The organism is Mumia flava (assembly GCF_002797495.1).
GTDB classification, from domain to species: Bacteria; Actinomycetota; Actinomycetes; order Propionibacteriales; family Nocardioidaceae; genus Mumia; species Mumia flava.
Genome location: NZ_PGEZ01000002.1, coordinates 968,451 through 986,774, shown reverse-complemented (window position 1 = coordinate 986,774; position 18,324 = coordinate 968,451). Strand labels below are relative to the sequence as shown.

The 18,324-nt window shown below is 71.7% G+C and carries 17 protein-coding genes; 9 read left to right on the top strand and 8 right to left on the bottom strand.

Annotation, left to right across the window (positions count from 1 at the left end; all coding sequences use genetic code 11):
* Window positions 1–96: 96 nt before the first annotated feature.
* Window positions 97–2,865, top strand: a complete 2,769-nt coding sequence (locus CLV56_RS18575; protein WP_039348038.1) for a helix-turn-helix transcriptional regulator — start codon at window positions 97–99, stop codon at window positions 2,863–2,865.
* Between the two features lie 4 nt (window positions 2,866–2,869).
* Here the strand turns inward: CLV56_RS18575 and CLV56_RS18570 are convergent, their stop codons facing one another.
* The 7 genes from CLV56_RS18570 to CLV56_RS18540 form a co-directional block, all read right to left on the bottom strand.
* Complete coding sequence (locus CLV56_RS18570; protein ID WP_157805223.1) at window positions 2,870–3,352, bottom strand: universal stress protein; 483 nt, start codon at window positions 3,350–3,352, stop codon at window positions 2,870–2,872.
* 92 nt (window positions 3,353–3,444) lie between these two features.
* Window positions 3,445–4,179 carry an SDR family NAD(P)-dependent oxidoreductase gene (locus CLV56_RS18565; RefSeq protein WP_039348044.1) on the bottom strand — a complete coding sequence of 245 codons (735 nt, stop codon included), beginning with the start codon at window positions 4,177–4,179 and terminating at the stop codon, window positions 3,445–3,447.
* Between the two features lie 17 nt (window positions 4,180–4,196).
* Window positions 4,197–5,582: a sensor histidine kinase gene (locus tag CLV56_RS18560; protein WP_039348047.1), complete on the bottom strand. Its 1,386-nt coding sequence runs from the start codon at window positions 5,580–5,582 to the stop codon at window positions 4,197–4,199.
* Entirely contained in the window at window positions 5,582–7,240 is a 1,659-nt protein-coding gene (locus tag CLV56_RS18555; RefSeq protein ID WP_039348050.1) for an NAD(P)/FAD-dependent oxidoreductase, read from the bottom strand. The genes CLV56_RS18560 and CLV56_RS18555 overlap by 1 nt, the downstream gene beginning before the upstream one ends.
* A 117-nt stretch (window positions 7,241–7,357) precedes the next feature.
* The gene (locus CLV56_RS18550) at window positions 7,358–7,834 is read right to left on the bottom strand and encodes a (2Fe-2S)-binding protein (RefSeq protein ID WP_039348053.1); all 477 of its coding nucleotides are present in this window, start codon (window positions 7,832–7,834) and stop codon (window positions 7,358–7,360) included.
* A gap of 29 nt (window positions 7,835–7,863) precedes the next feature.
* The gene (locus tag CLV56_RS18545) at window positions 7,864–10,161 is read right to left on the bottom strand and encodes a molybdopterin cofactor-binding domain-containing protein (RefSeq protein ID WP_039348056.1); all 2,298 of its coding nucleotides are present in this window, start codon (window positions 10,159–10,161) and stop codon (window positions 7,864–7,866) included.
* Between the two features lie 11 nt (window positions 10,162–10,172).
* Window positions 10,173–11,414, bottom strand: a complete 1,242-nt coding sequence (locus tag CLV56_RS18540) for an oxygenase MpaB family protein (RefSeq protein ID WP_039348059.1) — start codon at window positions 11,412–11,414, stop codon at window positions 10,173–10,175.
* Window positions 11,415–11,595: 181 nt separating this feature from the next.
* Here CLV56_RS18540 and CLV56_RS18535 point away from each other — a divergent pair, with 181 nt between their 5' ends.
* The 4 genes from CLV56_RS18535 (at window position 11,596) to CLV56_RS18520 (ending at window position 13,977) form a co-directional block, all read left to right on the top strand.
* A complete protein-coding gene (locus CLV56_RS18535) occupies window positions 11,596–12,255 on the top strand; it encodes a TetR/AcrR family transcriptional regulator (RefSeq protein ID WP_100415420.1) in 660 nt (219 codons plus the stop codon).
* 65 nt (window positions 12,256–12,320) lie between these two features.
* On the top strand, window positions 12,321–12,917 hold the full coding sequence (locus CLV56_RS18530) for a sulfite oxidase-like oxidoreductase (protein ID WP_039348062.1): 597 nt from the start codon (window positions 12,321–12,323) through the stop codon (window positions 12,915–12,917).
* Between the two features lies 1 nt (window position 12,918).
* Window positions 12,919–13,665, top strand: a complete 747-nt coding sequence (locus tag CLV56_RS18525; RefSeq protein WP_039348066.1) for a ferredoxin reductase — start codon at window positions 12,919–12,921, stop codon at window positions 13,663–13,665.
* A 15-nt stretch (window positions 13,666–13,680) separates the two neighbouring features.
* Entirely contained in the window at window positions 13,681–13,977 is a 297-nt protein-coding gene (locus CLV56_RS18520; protein ID WP_100415419.1) for a DUF6510 family protein, read from the top strand.
* A gap of 171 nt (window positions 13,978–14,148) precedes the next feature.
* Here CLV56_RS18520 and CLV56_RS18515 read toward each other — a convergent pair whose 3' ends face one another.
* A complete protein-coding gene (locus CLV56_RS18515; RefSeq protein ID WP_039348069.1) occupies window positions 14,149–14,670 on the bottom strand; it encodes a hypothetical protein in 522 nt (173 codons plus the stop codon).
* Between the two features lie 604 nt (window positions 14,671–15,274).
* Here CLV56_RS18515 and CLV56_RS18510 point away from each other — a divergent pair.
* From CLV56_RS18510 to CLV56_RS18495, 4 genes are all read left to right on the top strand, one after another.
* Window positions 15,275–15,715 carry a hypothetical protein gene (locus CLV56_RS18510; protein WP_039348072.1) on the top strand — a complete coding sequence of 147 codons (441 nt, stop codon included), beginning with the start codon at window positions 15,275–15,277 and terminating at the stop codon, window positions 15,713–15,715.
* A gap of 102 nt (window positions 15,716–15,817) precedes the next feature.
* Window positions 15,818–16,306 (top strand): VOC family protein, encoded by a 489-nt coding sequence (locus CLV56_RS18505; RefSeq protein ID WP_100415417.1) that lies wholly within the window; start codon window positions 15,818–15,820, stop codon window positions 16,304–16,306.
* A gap of 90 nt (window positions 16,307–16,396) precedes the next feature.
* The gene (locus CLV56_RS18500) at window positions 16,397–17,095 is read left to right on the top strand and encodes a GTP pyrophosphokinase (protein WP_100415416.1); all 699 of its coding nucleotides are present in this window, start codon (window positions 16,397–16,399) and stop codon (window positions 17,093–17,095) included.
* Between the two features lie 95 nt (window positions 17,096–17,190).
* Window positions 17,191–18,249, top strand: coding sequence for a mechanosensitive ion channel family protein (locus CLV56_RS18495; protein ID WP_100415415.1), 1,059 nt, complete (start codon window positions 17,191–17,193; stop codon window positions 18,247–18,249).
* Window positions 18,250–18,324 lie beyond the last annotated feature (75 nt).

Genomic DNA, 18,324 nt, shown 5'->3' with positions numbered 1-18,324 from the left:
CGGCGCCTCCCGTACGTCACGCGCGCCGGACGTGCCGGAGCGTACGGTGCAGCGCACGAAGGCGCCGGACCGCCGCACCGCCGGTACTGTGTCGCCATGCCGGGACCCGGGTCTGGTCCGACGCTGCTGGGGCGACGCCGTGAGAGCGAGACGCTCGACCGGCTCCTGTCGAGCGTGCGCGGCGGGCGCAGCGGTGTGCTGGTGGTGCGGGGCGAGGCGGGCGTGGGCAAGACCGCGATGCTCGACGACCTGTGCGACCGCGCAGAGGGGTTCCGGGTGGTCCGGGCCAACGGGATCGAGTCGGAGGTCGAGCTCGCCCACGCCGGGCTGCACCTCCTGTGCGCGCCGTTCCTCGATGGCCTGGGCGCGCTGCCGGCGCCGCAGGCGGCGGCGCTGGGCGTCGCCTTCGGCCTGCACGGGGGCGCGCCGCCGGACCGCTTCCTGATCGGCCTCGCGGTCCTGACGCTGCTCTCGGAGGCGGCAGAGTCGCAGCCGCTGGTCTGCGTGGTCGACGACGCCCAGTGGCTGGACCAGGCCTCCCGCCAGGTCCTGGCGTTCGTCGCTCGACGGCTCGGTGCCGATCGGGTGCTGATCGTGTTCGCGGTGCGCGACCCGGTCGTCGACGGCGACGACCTGTCGGGTCTGCCCGAGCTGACCCTGCACGGGCTCGACGACGACGACGCGCGCCGTCTGCTGCGGCAGGTGACGCCCGGCCCGCTCGACGCGGCCGTGCTCGACCGGGTCGTCTCCGAAGCGCGCGGGAACCCGCTCGCCCTGCTGGAGCTGCCCCGCGGTCCGGGCTCGGGCGACGTCGTCGGCGGCTTGGCGACCACGCAGTCGGCTCCTGCTCCGGGGCAGGTGGAGAAGGCGTACCGCGTGCGGCTCGAGGGCCTCCCCGACGAGGTACGCACGCTGCTGCTCCTCGCGGCCGCCGAGCCGAGCGGCGACCCCGTGCTCCTCTGGAGAGCAACCGACCTCCTGGGGATCGGGCTCTCGGCCGCCGACAGCGTCGAGACCGACGGGCTCCTGCGGATCGACAGCCGGGTCAGCTTCCGACACCCGCTCGTCCGCTCGGCGATCTACGACCACGCGTCGCCCGATGATCGCCGGGCCGTGCACCGCGCGCTGGCCGAGGCCACCGACGCGCAGACCGATCCCGACCGACGGGCGTGGCATCGCGCGATGGCGGCGGACGGTCCGGACGCGGCGGTCGCGGACCTGCTCGAACGGTCCTCGGACCGGGCCCGGGCCCGCGGCGGCCTCGGGGCCGCCGCACGCTTCCTCGAACGTGCGGCGGCCCTCAGCGAGGACCCCGTGCAGCGAGCCGAGCGCGCGCTGGTGGCCGCGGAGGTGAGCCTGCAGGCCGGGGCGTTCGACGCTGCCCTGCGGCTGCTCGCGACCGCGGAGGCCGCACCGCTGAGCGAGCTGCAGCGTGCGCGCGCGGAGCTGGTCCGGGCCGACACGGCGTACTCCCGCAGCCGCGACGGCGACGCTCCGGCCCTCCTGCTCGACGCGGCGACCCTGCTCGAGCCGCTCGACCCTCGGCTCGCGCAGCGCACCTGCCTCGACGCCTGGAGCGCGGCGCTGTTCGCCGGACCGCTCGCCGGTCGCATCGGTCTGCGGGAGGTCTCCACCCACGCGGCGAGCTGGGACGGCGAGAGCGGCGCCGGCACGGTCACCGACACGCCGCCCACGCTCCTGCTCGCCGGGTTCGCCCAGGCGATCACGCGCGGACGCGCCGTGGCCGTGCCGGTCCTCCGCAGAGCCGCGCAGGGGTTCGACGGCGACGCCGTGACGCTCGAGGACGTGCTGCGGTGGGGGTGGCTCGCGACCGCCGCGGCCGTGATGGCGTGGGACTACGACACCTGCCGGTCGGTGACGTCGCGCGAGGTGACGGCCGCGCGGGAGGCCGGTGCACTGACCGTTCTCCCGGTGGGCGCCAACGTGCTCGCGCAGGCGGAGGCGCTCGGTGGCGACTTCACCCGCGCGGCCTCGCTCGTCGCGGAGGCCGAGGCCGTCACGGAGGCGACCGGGACGAGGGTGGCCCCGTACGGCGCGCTGGTTCTCGCCGGCATGCGGGGGCGGGAGAGCGAGGCGGTGACCTTGATCGGCCGCACGATCGACGACGCGACCGCCGGGCGCCAGGGGATCGCGATCCAGTACGCGCGCTGGTCTGCGGCGATGCTCTACAACGGCCGCGGTGAGCACGACCGCGCGCTCCCGTACGCACAGGCCGCTGCGGACGACACCCCCGAGCTGTTCGTGTCGAGCTGGGCGACGAGCGAGCTGGTCGAGTCCGCGGTGCGGAGCTCCCGGCACGATCTTGCGCGCGAGGCCTACGAGCGTCTCGCCGAGGCGACCGACGCCGCCGGAGGCGACTGGGCGCTCGGGATCCAGGCGCGGGCCCGCGCTCTGCTCACCGGCGGCGCCGACGCGGAGCCGGCCTACCGGGAGGCCGCAGAACGGCTGGCCCGCACCTCGCTCCGCCCCGAGCTGGCCCGCGCACACCTGCTGTACGGCGAGTGGCTCCGCAGCGCCGGCCGCCGAGACGATGCACGGGTCGAGCTCCGCCGAGCTCTCGAGCTGTTCACGGACATCCGGATGGAGGCCTTCGAGGAGCGTGCCCGGCAGGAGCTGGCATCCGCCGGGGAACGTACCGTGGCGCGGTCCTCCGAGGGCCGCGAGGAGCTCTCGGCCCAGGAGGCCCAGATCGCGAAGCTCGCAGCATCAGGCCACAGCAACCCCGAGATCGGGGCCCAGCTGTTCGTGAGCCCGCGGACGGTGGAGTGGCACCTGCACAAGGTGTTCCGCAAGCTCGGGGTCACCTCGCGCAAGGAGCTCGCCTCGGCGTACTCCGAGGCCTGAGCGGTCACCGCAGCGTCTCGTCGTCCGGGCCGACGACGACGACACGTCCGGGCACCCGCCGGGCCAGCCGCGCCTCGACCGACAGGCCCGTGGGCCGGAACCACGCCCGTCGGCTGCGCCCGATGACGACGACCTCGGCCCCGTTGCCTTCCCAGGCGAGAGCTGCCACCGGGCCCATCGCGAGGGTGGTCGTGGTGACCTGGACCGAGGGCGCCCGGGCCCGGACGTGGGCCGCTACGCGTGCGACGAACTGCTCGGCCTCGTCCCGCGCGGCCGGATCCCACCACGAGATCGTGCCGAACGGATCGGTGGAGGTCGTCTGTCGGAACGCGTGCACCAGGCGCAGCGGATGGCGACCGGCCCACGCACGGACTCCTGCCCACGCGACGACTCGAGCATCCCGCGGCCCGCCGTCGATGCCGACGACGACGGGGCGTACGGGCGTGCGCGCGTGGTGCGGCGCGGGCGTCGGTGATGGTGTGGACACCAACCCACGGTCACGCCCGTGCGGCGCGATCGGACCCGTGCGCGACACGGGCACCGTCCCCGGTCGGGGCCCGGGCTTCCCGTGCGGTCCGGTCACAGACCTCCGGCGACCCGCAGGGTCGTCCCGGTGATGTACGACGCCTCGTCCGTGAGCAGCCACGCGATCGCGGACGCGATGTCGTCCGGGACGCCGACGCGGCCCATCGGGATCCGCCCGGCGAGACGCTCGAGCCGGTCGGGGTCGCCGGCGTCGGCGTGGATCCGGGTCTCGACCATCCCGGGCGCAACTCCGACGACGCGGATCCCGAGTGCTGCCGTCTCCTTCGCGAGCCCGTACGTGAGCGCGTCGATCCCGGCCTTGGCCGCGGCGTAGTGGACGTACTCGCCCGGCGACCCGGTCGCTGCCGCGACGGAGGAGACGTTGACGATCGTGCCCGGGGTCCCGGCTTCCTCGAACGCGATCACGGCGCGTCGTGCACACAGGACGGCGGCGGTGAGGTTCAGGTCCACGACCGCCCGGACGGTGGCGGTCGGCGTGGTCGCCAGCGTGCCGAGGTGAAGCGTCGCACCGGCGTTGTTCACGAGGCCGGTGACCTCACCCAGCTCGGCGGCAGCCTCGTACAGCGCCTCGACTCCGCGGTCGGTGGTGATGTCGGAACGGACGAGTCGGACCGGGGTCTGCTCGGTGAGCTCGTCGCTCAGGTCGCGGGCCGCTCCGTCGTCGTGGGCGTAGCCGAGCACCAGGGTGTGCCCCTCGGTCGCCAGGCGACGGGCGACCGACGCGCCGATCCCTCGGGTGCCGCCCGTGACGATCGTGATCGGGTCCATCTCGAGGACTGTACTGCTCACTCCGCCCTGTGCACCGGGAGCCGGACCACCATCGTCGTCCCGTCCGCCGACGTGCGGAGGTCGATCGTCCCGCCGTGTCGTTCGACGACGATCCGTCGTGCGATGTCGAGGCCGAGTCCGGTCCCGTCGCCGATCTCCTTCGTGGTGAAGAACGGTTCGAACGCCCGAGCCGCGACGTCGTCGGGCATGCCCGGCCCGGTGTCGCCGATCTCGACGACCACGTGGTCCTGCTCGCCGTACGCCGCGATCGTCAGCGTCCCCGCGTCGTCCATCGCGTCGAGCGCGTTGCTGATCACGTTGGTCCAGACCTGGTTGAGCTCGCCCGGGTGCGCGTCGATCGCGGGTGGGTCGTCGTAGCGGCGCACGACGTCGATCGGACCGTGCAGTCGGTGGCCGAGCATCGTCAAGGTGTTCTCGAGCCCGTCCCGGACGTCGATCTCCTGCCGGGAGGCGCGGTCCATCTGCGAGTACGAACGGACCGAGGCGACGAGCTCGGAGACTCGCCGCGTCGACTCCTTCGTCCGCTCCAGGAGGGTGGAGGCATCGAGCGTCGCCGCGACCCAGCCGAGACCGAGCTCGAGCGCGGGCCCGGGGAGCGCGGCGGAGACCCGGCCGGCCCAGACGACGTCGGCGCCGGCGGCGGCGAAGGTCGCGGCCAGTCTCCGCGGTCGGCTCACGGCATGCCGGACGAGCCAGTCGGCGAGCTCGTCCTCACGGTCGGCGAGGGTCAGAGCGTCCGGAGGCCGAGGAGCAGCCCGGAGCTCGCTCCGCAGGTCGTCGAGCGCGAGGAACTGCGTGGGCGTCAGGTCGTGCCGAGCGAGACCGATCAGGCATCCGAGGAGGGCGTCGCAGGCCTCGCCGAGACCGTCGACCGCTCGGGTCGCGGCAGCGGCCGGATTGTTGAGCTCGTGGGCGAGTCCCGCCGCGAGCGTGCCGAGCGTGATGAGCGAGGCGCGCTGCCGGACGGTGGACTCGACCGACCGGGCGGTGTGGTAGAGCCCGTTGACCAGGTGCCCGCCGAACGGGAACCAGGCGTCGAGCAGCGCGCGCAGGTCGGTCGCGTCCAGGCGCAGCATCCGGCCGTTGCTCGTCGCGCGCGCGGTCGCGAGGTAGAAGCCCTCGTCGTCCCACGCCTGGAACCCTCCGGCCCACCGCCCGGGAACGTCCATCCTCGCGACGATCACGTCCTCGCGGCCGACCCTGCGCGACAGCGCGACCACCCCCTCGAGCAGCACCCACCAGCTGTCGGCGTGCTCGCCCTCGATCCACAGGACCTCGTCCCGCGCGAAGGCCACGACGTCCGCGCGCGACGCGAGCTCCGAGCGCTGCTCCTCGGTGAGACCGGCGAGCAGCTCGATCGTGCCCAGCTCGTCGGCAAGCATCACAACGACCCGAGGTAGCGGTGCACGAGCGAGATCGACATCGCTCCGTCGCCGACGGCCGAGGCGACCCGTTTCATCGAGTCCAGCCGCACGTCGCCGGCGGCGAACACGCCGGGCACGGTGGTCTCGAGCAGGCCGGGCGGTCGCTCGAGCGGCCAGGTCGGCGAGGTCGCGCGCGCCGTCAGGTCCGGACCGGTGAGGACGAAGCCGTGGTCGTCGCGAGCGACGTCACCACCGAGCCAGTCCGTCCGAGGTGAGGCTCCGATGAAGACGAAGAGCCAGTGCGCGACCACCTCGTCGGACTCGCCGCTCGACCGCGTCCGCACGCACAGGCGCTCGAGGTGCCCGTCACCGTCGGCCGAGGCGATCTCGCTGTCGGTCCGCACGGTGATGTTCGGAGTGCTGGTGATGCGCTCGACCAGGTAGCTCGACATCGTGTCGGCCAGGTCGGTGCCCCGGACCACCATCACGACCTCCTTCGCGTAACGCGCGAGGTTGAGCACGGCCTGCCCCGCGGAGTTCGCCCCACCCACGACGTACACCACGTCGTCACGGACCTGCGCGGCATCGCTGGCGGTCGCTCCGTAGTAGACCCCGCGCCCCTGGAGCCGCTCGATCCCGTCGGCCTCGAGCCGTCGGTACGCGACGCCGCTGGCCACGACCACCGAGCGGGCCTCGACCACCCCGTCGCCCTCGAGCAGGACCGCACGGACGGGGCCCCGCCGCTCCAGACCGACCACGTCGCGGGCGAGCACGAGCTCGGCGCCGAACCGCATGACCTGCGCGAGGGCCCGCTGCGCCAGATCGGCGCCGCTGAGTCCGCGGGGGAACCCCAGGTAGTTCTCGATCGCGGCGCTCTGGCCTGCCTGCCCGCCCGGCGCCTGCCGCTCGACGATCACGGTGCTCAGCCCTTCCGACGCGGCGTAGACGCCCGCGGCCAGCCCGGCGGGCCCACCACCGACGATGCACACGTCGTAGAGCGGCTGGCTGGCGTCGGTGTGCAGGTCGAGCGCGGTCGCGAGGTCGCGCACGCTCGGCGAGCGCAGCGGCGGAGCGTCCGGCGGGAGCACCAGCGGCAGGTCGGCATCGTCCCCGCCGGCCGCCTCGTGCAGCCGGCGCCCCTCCGCGTCGCGCTCGACGTCCAGCCACAGGTACGGGACGTGGTTGCGGGCGAGGAACGTCTTCAGCTCGTACGTCCGGTCGGACCACCGGTCGCCGACGACCCTGATCTGCGTGGTGACGTCGGGGTGGGCCGACCGCCAGTCGCCGAGCAGGTCCTCGACGACGGGGAAGAGCCGCTCCTGCGGCGGGTCCCACGGTTTGAGCAGGTAGTAGTCGAGGCCGATCTCGTTGATCGCCGCGATCGCGACGTCGGTGTCGGCGTACGCGGTGAGCAGCAGGAGCTTCGCGTCGGGAGCGTGCTCGCGGGAGCGGGCCAGCAGCTCGGTCCCGCTGATCGACGGCATCCGCTGATCGGTGACGATCAGCGCGACCGGGTCGCCGCGCAGCGCCAGCGACGCGAGCAGGTCCAGCGCCTCGGCGCCGGACGTCGCCCCGAGGACGCGGAACTCCTCGCCGTACTGGTCCTTGAGGTCCCGGACGAGCGCGTCGGCGACCTGGGGGTCGTCGTCGACGGTGAGGATCGTCGGTCTCGGCATAGGCGTCCATCTGCGTGGGCGTGCGGGTGCAGCCGGCCCGGCCGGTGCGGTTGCACCTCACGATAGGGCCTGCGCGCGCCGACAGGGCCGGCTTTGACCGTGCGCCGGCACCACGGTCTACATCGCGGCGGCGCCGGTCCTGATCGCGTCGCGGATGCGCGGGTAGGTCCCGCAGCGGCAGATGTTGCGGAGGGTGTCGAGGTCGTCGTCGGTGATCTCGCGGCCCTCGGCCTCGACCCGCCGGACGAGGTCGACCGCCGCCATGATCTGACCGGGCTGGCAGTATCCGCACTGCGCGACGTCGTGCTCCAGCCACGCCTCCTGCATCGGGTGCAGGTCGCGACCGACGGTGGCGGGCAGCCCTTCGATGGTGGTGATCTCGTCGTCCGGCCCCACCTCGGAGACCGGGACCGCGCACGGGTTGAAAGCGCGGCCGTTGATGTGGCTGGTGCAGGCCTTGCACACGTTGATGCCGCAGCCGTACTTGGGGCCGGTGATCCCGAGCACGTCGCGCAGCACCCAGAGCAGCCGGACGTCGTCGGGGAGGTCGACGGTGATCCGGTCTCCGTTGACGACGAAGGTGTGGTTCGGCACGCGTTCTTCTCCTGTGCTCGGCGGGTGGCTCAGCGGACGTGGTCCAGGCCGTCGGTCGGTGACTGCGGTACGGGCGGTACGGGGGGCTTCGGCTCGAACGACAGCGTGCCGTGGTTGATCGGGAAGCGGGTCGGCATCGACCCGGTCGCCCGGGCGTACGCGCAGGCCACGGCCGCCATCGCGCCGGCGACCCCGAGCTCTCCGGCGCCCCCGGGCTCGCCGGTCGTCGGCGGCATCACCACCACCCGGAAGTCCGGAGGCGTGTTCCACTGCCGGGTGTAGAAGTCGTTGTCCCAGCTCGCCTCGAGGAACGCGCCGTCGCGCAGGTGCAGCCCGGCCGTCAGGGCGTGCGCGATGCCGTCCATCACGCAGCCCATCATCTGGGCTTCCAGACCCTTCGGGTTCACGGCGAGGCCGACGTCGACCGCGACGACGGCCTTCGTCACGCGCGGCCCGGTCACGGCGTCTCGGATCTGGCGTCCCACGGTCTGCGGCCGGCAGTCGATCTCGACGAGGACGGCGCTGACGGCGCGGTACTCGTCGTGGAACGCGATTCCCTGGGCGACGCCGTCGGGCAGCGACCGGCCCCACTCTCCGACCCGGGCCGCCTCGTCCAGCACCGCTCGCGCGCGGTCCGTCCGCAGCATCCGCCGCCGGAACCGGTACGGGTCCTCCCGCATCCGCGCGGCCAGACGGTCGACGACGAGCTCGCGGGAGCACGTGACGTCGGGGGAGTAGACGTTGCGCATGCTGCCGGTGTTGAAGCCGCGGTCGGTCTCGTTGAGGATCCGGCTGCTGGCGCCGAACTCGTACGGCATCGTCTGGGAGAGCTGGAAGAACACCTGGGAGAACGCCTGGTCGGCGATCGGCAGGTGCGCCGCCGTCGCCGTGACGAGCTCGCCGAAGCCGTGCCCGAGGTCGGTGGCCACGCTGGTGTGCGCCTGCTTGAACCCGAGCACGTGGCCGCCGAGGTACCAGGTGCGCACCCGCGACGTCGCCATCGGGTGCGTGCGGCCCTGGCGGGGCTCGTCGGCGCGGTGCCACATGAGCTTCACCGGCTTGCCGATCGCTCGGGAGATCTCGGCCGCCTCCAGCGCGGCATCGAAGAAGAGCTTGCGCCCGAACGAACCACCGCCCTCGGTCACGTGGACGGTGACGTCGCGGACCGGCAGCCGCAGCTTGGCCGCGATCGTCTGCTGGGCCACGATCGGGGACTTCAGCGAGGACCAGATCTCGGCCCGGTCCGACCGGACGTCCGCGACGGCGCAGTTGGTCTCGAGCGCGCTGTTGCTGCGGAACGCGAAGGTGAACCGCTCGTCGATCGTCGGTGCGAGCGGCGGCAGCCCGAGCGAGGGTTCGGCCCAGCGCAGCTCGCGGAGAACGTCGTCGTCGGACTTCCCCTCCGCCGTCCCGTCCCGCCACGCGACCTCGAGCACCTGGATCGCGTCGATGCACTGGCCGAACGTCTCCGCCCGTACGGCGATCCCGGTCGAGATCGTCACCACGTCGGTGACTCCGGGCATGGAGCGGACCTGGGCGAGGTTCGCGGCCGACCGTGGCGTCCCGTTCAGGGTGGGGGCGCGGCAGACCATCGTGGGCTTCGCGTCCGGGACGTCCAGATCCATCGCGAAGGTCTTGCGTCCGGTCACCGCAGCGAGGGCGTCGACGCGGGTGCGTGCGGTGCCGATCACGGCGAACTGCGACCTCGGCTTGAGGGAGACCGACACACGGTGGACGTGGGTGCTGGCCGCCTTCTCCGCGAGCGAACCGATGTCGAGGGCGGTGCCGTCGGGGGCGGTGACCGTACCGTCGGCGAGGGTCAGGTCCCCGGTCGGTACGCCGAGCTGAGCGGCGGCCGCGAGCAGGAGCTGCTTGCGGGCCACCGCCGCCGCCACCCGGATCGGCTCGTACGTCGCGATCGTCGTGTTCGAGCCGCCCGTGAGCTGGTTGAAGACGAGCTCGGGACGGGCGTCGGCGAGCGAGACCTTCACCCGCTCGAGACCGACGTCGAGCTCCTCGGCGATCAGCATCGCGGTCGACGTCGTGATGCCCTGCCCGACCTCGGCCCTGGGCAGGGCGAACGAGACGGTTCCGTCGGTGTTGACCATCACCGTGACGAGGTGCGACGTCGGCAGCGCGGCGACGGTCATCAGGTCGTTGAGGTCCACGATGTCCGTCGGCTGGGGGGTGACCGCGGCCTGGGCGCGGCCCGGTGCGTCGATCTGCGCCGCCGCGGCCAGGGTCGGCGCCGCGAGCACGTACCCGAGGAACCGCCGTCGTCCGATCCCGTCCGGGCGGGGCTGCTCCGTTCCGTGGTGGTTCGTCATCCCTGGGGGCCTCAGAACGTGCGGTTGGTGTCGGGGATGGAGATGTGCGTGCCCTGCCCCTTGGTCAGGTAGAACATCAGGTAGTTGCGTGCCGCCTCGTCGATCGCCCAGGCGAGGCTCGGCACCAGCGGCAGCCGGATCGCCCCTTCACGCAGCCGGATGAACGCCGGCCAGACCGCGCGGATGGCCGACTCCCAGAACGGCTCGCGCGGGATGCCGTCCCAGTCGGCGATCTTGTCTCCGACGAGGAACCGCGCGAGCGCGTTCACCGCGGGTCGGCTGAGGCTTCCGGGGCTGGTCTGCTCGGCGAGCTGCCCGAGCAGGATGTCGGTGAGGATGACGCCTTCGGAGGTGGGCCCGAGCACCGGGTCGAAGATCTGCTTGGACTGGAGGTTCGCGGCGTCCCAGCTGCCGGGGATGTACTCGTCGGGAACACCCAGCATGTGGGCGGTGACCTGCCAGCTGTGCAGGTAGCCCTCGGACTCCTCGGTCGTCATGCGGACGTCCCACTCGAGCAGCTTCTGCATCGTCCACGTCGGCAGGCTGTGCCAGGTCACGAGCACGTCGGCGATGCTGATCGGGATCTTCTGGCCGCCGCTCGTCTCGGTCCAGTGCGGGGACTGGGGCAGCAGGTGGCGCACGGACGCGTGCACCATCCGGGTCTTGACGGCCTGGACGATGCAGTCGCCGTCCGGCTGGTAGGCGTTCAGATCACCGACGGAGAATCCGAGGATGCTGGTCTTCGCGACCCGGTCCTCCATGTCGGCGCCGCCCTTGGAGTAGTAGACCGCGCGTGCCTCTCGCGGGATGGCGGTGCTGAGCATCCCACCGCCGGGGCCGTTGCAGAGGTTGAGGAGGATCCCGCGGGACTTGTTGAAGTCGGCTGCGGCTCGGAGCTTGCCGTGGTCCACCCAGTCGGGGAGAGCGCGCGCGCGGTTCATCCAGTTCTTCACGTCGGCGGGCAGGCCGTCGGGGACGGGCTGGTCGTTGCGCGTCCAGGTCTCGAGGTGCTGGTTGACCAGCGGCACGTCGCCGCGGTCGATCACGGCGGCCATGAGGGAGTCGACCTCGTCGTCCCAGAGCCACTGCGGGTCGATGCCCGTGCCGCTGCCGCCGGCGACCGACATCGCCGCGGTCCAGCTCCACTGCGGCCGCGCCATCACCGGTGGCATGGCGCCGAGGCCGCCGAGTGCGCCGGCGGCCCCGAGGGCGCCTCCGGCGATCAGGATCTTGCGCCTGCTGAGTTCGGGCATGACGGGCTCCTTGTCCAGGTCGCGGTCGAGATACAGAGATACAAAATGAGGCACCGTGTATCTCGTGTGACCTAGGACACCACAATCCGCGCGGTTGCGCCAGTCCCTCCTCCGGACGGGTACGGCGCGTGACAATCCGGAGTTCGCCGTCCGAGCGCGCCCGTCCCGGTACGGTCGTGGCATGGCGACGCCGGGCACCGACACGGACTCGCTGCTGGCGCGCGCGTTCGCGGAGGACGCGAGCCTGGCCGAGGAGGACGCCATCACCACACGGGTGCTCGAAGCAGCGTCCGAGCAGTTCAGCCGGGTGGGAGTCCAGCGGACCACCATGGCCGACGTGGCACGGCGTGCAGGGGTCTCGCGGATCACGGTCTACCGACGCTTCGCCACGAAGGACGTCCTCGTCGAGCAGGTCGTGCGCCGCGAGGTACGGGCGTACTTCGCGCAGTTCCTCGTGGATATCGGTGCTGCCCGCACGGTCGCCGAGCGGGTCGAGGTCGGCTTCGCCAGCGCGCTGCGGGCGATCCGGCACAACCCGGTCATCGGAGCCCTGCTCGCCGCCGAGCCCGACCCGGTCGTGCACTCGATGATGGTCGACGCAGGTCGCACGTTGGCCACCGTCAGCCGCTTCGTCGCGGGCCAGCTCCGCCGCGAGCAGGTGGCCGGCAACGTGAGCGACGACGTCGACGTCGACCTGGTCGGCGAGCTGATGGTGCGGATCTCGACGTCGTTCCTCGTGACGCCGAGCGAGGTGATCGACATCGACGACGTCGAGCAGCTCCGGGCGGTCGCCCGGACCGTCCTCGTGCCCATGCTCGAGCCGCCTGCACCGCGGATCTGACGTACGGCGCCCGTCCCACCGCTCGACCAGGTGCCGGTCCGCTCCTGCGGACCTATTCTCGTGCCATGCCGCTGACTCCGGGATTCCGCCGCCGCGCGCGTGAGTCCGAGCACGACCTGCCGCCCGGCCAGTACGAGACCCGCGACTTCCCGGTCCTGTCCGCCGGTCCGACGCCGCGGGTCACGACCGATCGCTGGAGCCTCGACCTGACTGCCGAGAGCGGCGAGCAGCGCAGCTGGACGTGGCAGGACCTGATGGCGCTCCCGCAGAGCACCCCGACCGTCGACCTGCACTGCGTGACCCGGTGGTCGAAGTTCGGCACCCACTGGACCGGCGTCGACGTCGACGTGCTGCTCGACGGGGTCGAGACCTCGGCCTCGTACGTGACCGTCGGGTCGTACGGCGGCTACACCACGAACCTGCCGCTCGCTGACCTGCGCGGCGGACGCGCCTGGATCGTCCACACGTACGAGGGGGAGCCGCTGCATCCCGAGCACGGCGGGCCGGCGCGGCTCCTCGTACCGCACCTGTACCTGTGGAAGTCGGCGAAGTGGGTCCGCAGCATCACGCTGATGGCGCACGACCGACCCGGATTCTGGGAGACGCTCGGCTACCACGACTACGGCGACCCGTGGCGCGAGCAGCGGTACCGGGGCGACTGACGTGGCGACCTGGCGCCGCGCGACCTGCGTGAGCCGCACGGCCGAGACCGCGAGCGCGGTGACGCTCGAGCTCGACGTCGAGGGTTGGCCCGGGAATCTCGCCGGCCAGCACGTCGATCTGCGGCTCACCGCCGACGACGGCTACACCGCGACACGCAGCTACTCGCTGTCGAGCCCTGCCGCGGCGCCGAGCACGCAGGGCGGACGCCGCCGGGTCGCGGTCACCGTGCAACGCGTCGCCGACGGCGAGGTGTCGCCGTACCTCGCCGACGACTTCGCGGTCAGCGACGAGATCGAGGTCCGCGGCCCGATCGGCGAGTGGTTCGTGTGGGAGCCCGACGGGACTCCGGTGACCCTGATCGCCGGCGGGTCCGGGATCGTCCCGCTCGTCTCGATGGTGCGGACCCGCCGCGAGGCCAGGTCGCGGACGCCGTTCCGGCTGCTCTACTCCGTACGGACGCCCGCGGACCGGATGTTCCGCCGCGAGCTCGCGCACCCGGGTCCGGACGACCAGGCGCTCGACGTGGCGTTCCTCTACACCCGCGAGGCGCCCGAGGAGGCCGCCCGCCCGGTCGGTCGGATCGAGGTCGCCGACCTGGTCAGCTGGGCGTGGCCGCCGGACTTCGCACCCGCGACGTTCGTGTGCGGCCCCACCGGGTTCGTGGAGTCGGTCGCGGCGATGCTGATCTCACTCGGGCACGACCCGGCCCGGATCAAGACGGAGCGGTTCGGCCCCACCGGGGTCTGAGGAGCAGGAGCAGCCATGAGTGACCAGCACGACGAGACGGACCGCGAGACGGGGGAGGACTTCCTCGACGGCAACGTCCTCGGCGGCGAGCTGTCGGCCGTGTTCGTGCGCGACCTCACCGGCGCGTACGGCCGGTGCGGCGGTTGCGGGCACGACGGGCCGGTCCCGGCCGTACGGGTCTGGACGGCGGGCCCGGGCATCGTCGCGCGCTGCCAGGGCTGCGACCACGTCCTGCTGCGGCTCGTCCAGACCGACACGCACCTCATGCTCGACGCCAGCGGTTTCGCCGAGATCCGCTGGCCCCTGGAGTGAGTGCACGATCGCGGTGATGTTCGCGAACAGGGCGACGATCGCGGCAGCCCAGGGCCAGGACTGAAGCGTGAACTGTCGCACGTCCACGTCCGTCCCTGTTCAGGACGCCCTTCGGTGTTCTCCATGCCGATCAGCCCGCAGCGTCGTGGACGATCCGGGTTAGGGCAAGGGCTAGGGCTGGCACATGTTCGGGGATGTGGCTGTCCCGCAGGCGACAAGTTGCCAGTTCACCTTGAGGGTGTAGTCCTTGCCGCCGGCTGTGTAGTCGATGAGATAGTCGGTTACCTCTGCGCCGCGGGCACCTGCCTTGAGCACGGTCAGCAGCTGAAGGAGTTGGTCCTCGCTCTGACTCGCCTCGCCGCAGGTGACAGTCACTTTGAAACCTTCGGCGGGCCCGAGGATCTTTCCGCGGACCTCGTCGGAGGCCAACTGTGCTTGTGGGGTGCCTTTTGTCGATCCGATGCCAGTGGTACCGCGCCATCTCCGCGCGTCGAAGGCGAGGGTGCGCACGGATAGTGGTGTGACCTTGAACTGGTAGCGGACGTCATCGACGACGATCAGGTCGCCGGTCGTGGTGCACGGATTGGCCCACCCGAAGGTCGCAAACCAGGGTTTCTTCTTGGGTGCGAGGATCGAGTTTGCGCCGCCTCCGGCGTCGGCCACCGACAGCGGTCCGTCTCCGTCCTCGTGCACGGTGCGGCCGCCTGCTGCCGACGAGCAGGCGCCTAGCAGGAGGGCAGCGCCCAGAGTGAGGACGGCGAGGAGGCGGCCGCTACGTGGGCTGTTCAACTGCGGAGCTGGGTGCGCCAGTGAAGGTTGCGACCAGGACGGCGGCGATGGCCAAAACTGTCATTCGGGCCGTTGTGATGTGCCGGGCTACGATCAAACGAGAGATGCACTCCACTTTACGAGTGTGTCTGCGCCAGGAATGTCACGTCAAGCCCAAAGGGTCAAGCCCAAAGATTCGTGGAGACCGTTCTTGCCGACCCGTCACCGGCCCAACGTTAGCGTCCCCACTACACCCATTTCACGAGTTGCCCCAAAGGCCCCTGGATCAGGGACAACACGGGCTACAACCGGAGGGTGAGTCTTGAGTATCGGCTCGCTCGTCGCGGCAAGGATGCGAACCCGCCGCACGCGAAACTGGTCGCTGCAACGTGATCCGCCGTTTGGAGTACGTCGGCCGCTAGCGCTTGTTGCAGCCGCGGGACTCCTCGTCGGTTGCGCCGGGGCCGACGGACGTTCGCGTGACACCGGCGGCCCTCTGCGCTTCACCGGCGGCGCCTACACGTACCTGATGGCGCCGTCGCCGCGGCCGATGTTCACGACGCTCGACGGCTGCCTGAGCAGCGGCGCCGCCGCCGACGTGGAGCTGCTGTCGGCCGCAGCGGTGAGCCTGACGGGAGCGGATCACGTGGACTTCCGCGCCGCCTGGCCCTCGGCGGCCGAGCCGATCCGTACGGGAGGTGGCGCTGCTCGGTCCCTTCCGGCGGCCTTCGGTGCGGTGCCGGGTTCGTCCGGTCCCGTCCGGGAGTGCGGCGACGGCAGCGCGAGCACGGGCCTCGTGCTCGCCGTGGTCCTGCCCGTTCCGACGGACACCGCGGTCATCGTCGACGGGATCGAGGTCGAGTACCGGACCGGAGGCGAGGACCACGTCACCGTCGTCGACGCCGTGCTCGGGACCTGTGCCGCGAACCCGGCCCGAGCCGAGGACGAGCACGAGTACTGCCGCGAGTAGCGCACGTGTGGCAGACGCCGCGGGATGCATGGCGCTTGACGGTCCCGGGCCGGTGCTGGAGCGTCGATCTGAGGGAATGTCGCTGCGACGGCGGGAGGACTCATGGCCGCGTTCTCCGGCGTCAACCACGTCGCGTTCTCGGTACGTGACCTGGAGGTCAGCACACGCTTCTACGCCGACGTGCTCGGCTTCCTGCCCCTGCTGGACTTCGGGTACGGGCGCGTGTGCATGGACCGCGAGAGCGGCTTCACGATCGCGCTGATCCGCCACCCGAACGGGTCCTCCGACCGCTTCTCGGAGCTGACCACGGGCCTGGACCACCTCGGGCTCGCTGCCGCCGACCGCGCCGAGCTCGACGAGTGGGTCGAGCGCTTCGACGCGGCCGGGGTCGAGTACACGCCGATCCAGGAGCAGCCGCTGGGATGGCACCTGAACTTCCGCGACCCGGACGGCATCGCGCTGGAGTTCCACGCACCGAGCCCGATGTACGCGGCCGCGCTCGCGGACCTGCGGTCCCGCGACGTCCCCGACTCCGAGATCCGGGAGGTCGCCGAGGGCATGCTCGGGTCCGAGGTCGTTGCTCGCCCCTGACTCGTCCGACGGGCCGGCACGCGGACCGTCGCCGCACAGGCGGCTCCCAGGTCCGCCTCCCCATACTGGGGTATGGCGCGATTCGAGGGAATGAGCGGCAGCGACCCGTTGGAAGCGTTCCGCGGCCTGACCGGGCTCGAGCCCGACGAAGGCAGCCCGCGCGAGCTCCTGCGGGCGATCCAGGAGGCCGTGCAGCGGTTCCTGCTCGAGTACAAGTTCGGGCTCGACGAGGTCCTCACGAAGATCACGATCCTGCGGGAGGAGTTCGAGCACTCCCACGACTACAGCCCGATCGAGCACGTGAAGTCACGCCTGAAGTCGATCAGCAGCCTCGGGGACAAGCTGGAGCGTACGGGGTGCCCGCCGGACCTCGGCATCATCCGTGAGCGGATCCGTGACATCGCGGGGATCCGCGTCACGTGCTCGTTCACCGAGGACACCTACCGCTTCGCGGAGATGCTGACCGCCCAGCCCGACCTCACGGTGCTGGCGACGAAGGACTACATCCGTGACCCGAAGCCCAACGGCTACCGCAGCCTGCACCTGATCGTCGAGGTGCCGGTGTTCCTGTCCGACCGGACGGCGAAGGTGCCGGTCGAGGTACAGATCCGGACGATCGCGATGGACTTCTGGGCGAGCGTGGAGCACCAGATCTTCTACAAGTACGACGGGAAGGTCCCGGACGACCTCACCGACACGTTGCTCTCGGTCGCCGCGACGGCGAACGCTCTCGACGACCAGATGGGGCGGCTGCGGTCGGAGGTCCGCTCGCTCGGGGAGGACGCCTGAGCCGACGGGCGAGCGTTCGAGCACCCGGCGATCGACCGCGTGACGGTCGCCACTTTCCCCTTCGGTGACGGCCGTTCTCCCGCAAGCATGGGGTGATGACGGAACTCACCGAGACGTTGCTCGGCGTCGCGATCGCCCTCGGCGTCGCCCTCTCCGTGCTGGTGGCCACCCGGCTCGCGTGCCGCCTCCTCGCCCGACGGTGGCCGCAGGTCGCCGGGCTCGAGCGGCGCGCCCGCGTGCCGTTCCGCGTGCTCGTCCTGATGATCACGCTCAACCCGGTGGTCGCGGCCTTTCGCCCGGCCGACTCCGATGCCGCGTGGTGGGTCTGGGGCGCGGTCGTGGCCCGGGTCCTGGCGGTGATCGCGGCCGGCTGGTTCGTCACCTCCGTCGTGCTGTTCTTCGAGGACGTCGGTCTGGCCCGCTACCGCGTGGACACCGCCGACAACCGCCTGGCCCGCCGGGTCCGCACCCAGGTGCTGGTGATCCGTCGGCTGACGATCGCACTCGGCGCGGTGGTGACGTTCGGTGCGGTGCTGCTCGGGTTCCCCGACGTCCGGACGGTCGGCGCGAGCGTGCTGGCGTCGGCCGGTCTCGCCGGTGTGGTCGCGGCGCTGGCGGCGCAGTCGGTCCTCGCGAACGTGTTCGCCGGCATCCAGATCGCCTTCGGCGACGCCGTTCGGCTGGACGACGTCGTGATCGTCGAGGACGAGTGGGGCTGGATCGAGGAGATCACCCTGACGTACGTGGTGGTGCGGCTGTGGGACGACCGGCGGCTCGTGCTGCCCTCGACGTACTTCACGACCACGCCGTTCCAGAACTGGACCCGCCACAAGTCGGAGCTGCTCGGGTCGGTCGAGCTCGACGTCGACTGGCGCGTCGACCCCGACGCGCTGCGTGAGCAGCTCGACGTGGCGCTGTCGACGACCGACCTGTGGGACGGACGCGGCCAGGTGCTCCAGGTGACCGACGCGGTCGGCGGCTGGGTCCGCGTCCGCGTGCTCGTCACCGCGTCGGACGCGCCGAAGCTCTTCGACCTGCGCTGCCACGTGCGCGAGCACCTGGTCGGGTGGATCCGCGACCACGACGCGGGCGTGCCGCGCCAGCGGGTGCAGCTGATCGAGGAGTCGGAGGAGTCCGTACGACGCGCGGGGTAGTGCTCGACGGCTCCGATCTGCCATCGACTGGACACGAGGAGTTCACCCGGCACGGGGAACGTGTTCGCCTCGCGT

Coding starts and splice junctions, on each gene's coding strand:
- CLV56_RS18545 (WP_039348056.1), bottom strand. CDS start 10,161: ATGACGAACCACCACGGAACGGAGCAGCCCCGCCCGGACGGGATCGGA.
- CLV56_RS18500 (WP_100415416.1), top strand. CDS start 16,397: ATGAGCGGCAGCGACCCGTTGGAAGCGTTCCGCGGCCTGACCGGGCTC.
- CLV56_RS18530 (WP_039348062.1), top strand. CDS start 12,321: ATGCCGCTGACTCCGGGATTCCGCCGCCGCGCGCGTGAGTCCGAGCAC.
- CLV56_RS18540 (WP_039348059.1), bottom strand. CDS start 11,414: ATGCCCGAACTCAGCAGGCGCAAGATCCTGATCGCCGGAGGCGCCCTC.
- CLV56_RS18535 (WP_100415420.1), top strand. CDS start 11,596: ATGGCGACGCCGGGCACCGACACGGACTCGCTGCTGGCGCGCGCGTTC.
- CLV56_RS18555 (WP_039348050.1), bottom strand. CDS start 7,240: ATGCCGAGACCGACGATCCTCACCGTCGACGACGACCCCCAGGTCGCC.
- CLV56_RS18510 (WP_039348072.1), top strand. CDS start 15,275: ATGGCGCCGTCGCCGCGGCCGATGTTCACGACGCTCGACGGCTGCCTG.
- CLV56_RS18575 (WP_039348038.1), top strand. CDS start 97: ATGCCGGGACCCGGGTCTGGTCCGACGCTGCTGGGGCGACGCCGTGAG.
- CLV56_RS18520 (WP_100415419.1), top strand. CDS start 13,681: ATGAGTGACCAGCACGACGAGACGGACCGCGAGACGGGGGAGGACTTC.
- CLV56_RS18505 (WP_100415417.1), top strand. CDS start 15,818: ATGGCCGCGTTCTCCGGCGTCAACCACGTCGCGTTCTCGGTACGTGAC.
- CLV56_RS18560 (WP_039348047.1), bottom strand. CDS start 5,582: ATGCTTGCCGACGAGCTGGGCACGATCGAGCTGCTCGCCGGTCTCACC.
- CLV56_RS18495 (WP_100415415.1), top strand. CDS start 17,191: ATGACGGAACTCACCGAGACGTTGCTCGGCGTCGCGATCGCCCTCGGC.
- CLV56_RS18565 (WP_039348044.1), bottom strand. CDS start 4,179: ATGGACCCGATCACGATCGTCACGGGCGGCACCCGAGGGATCGGCGCG.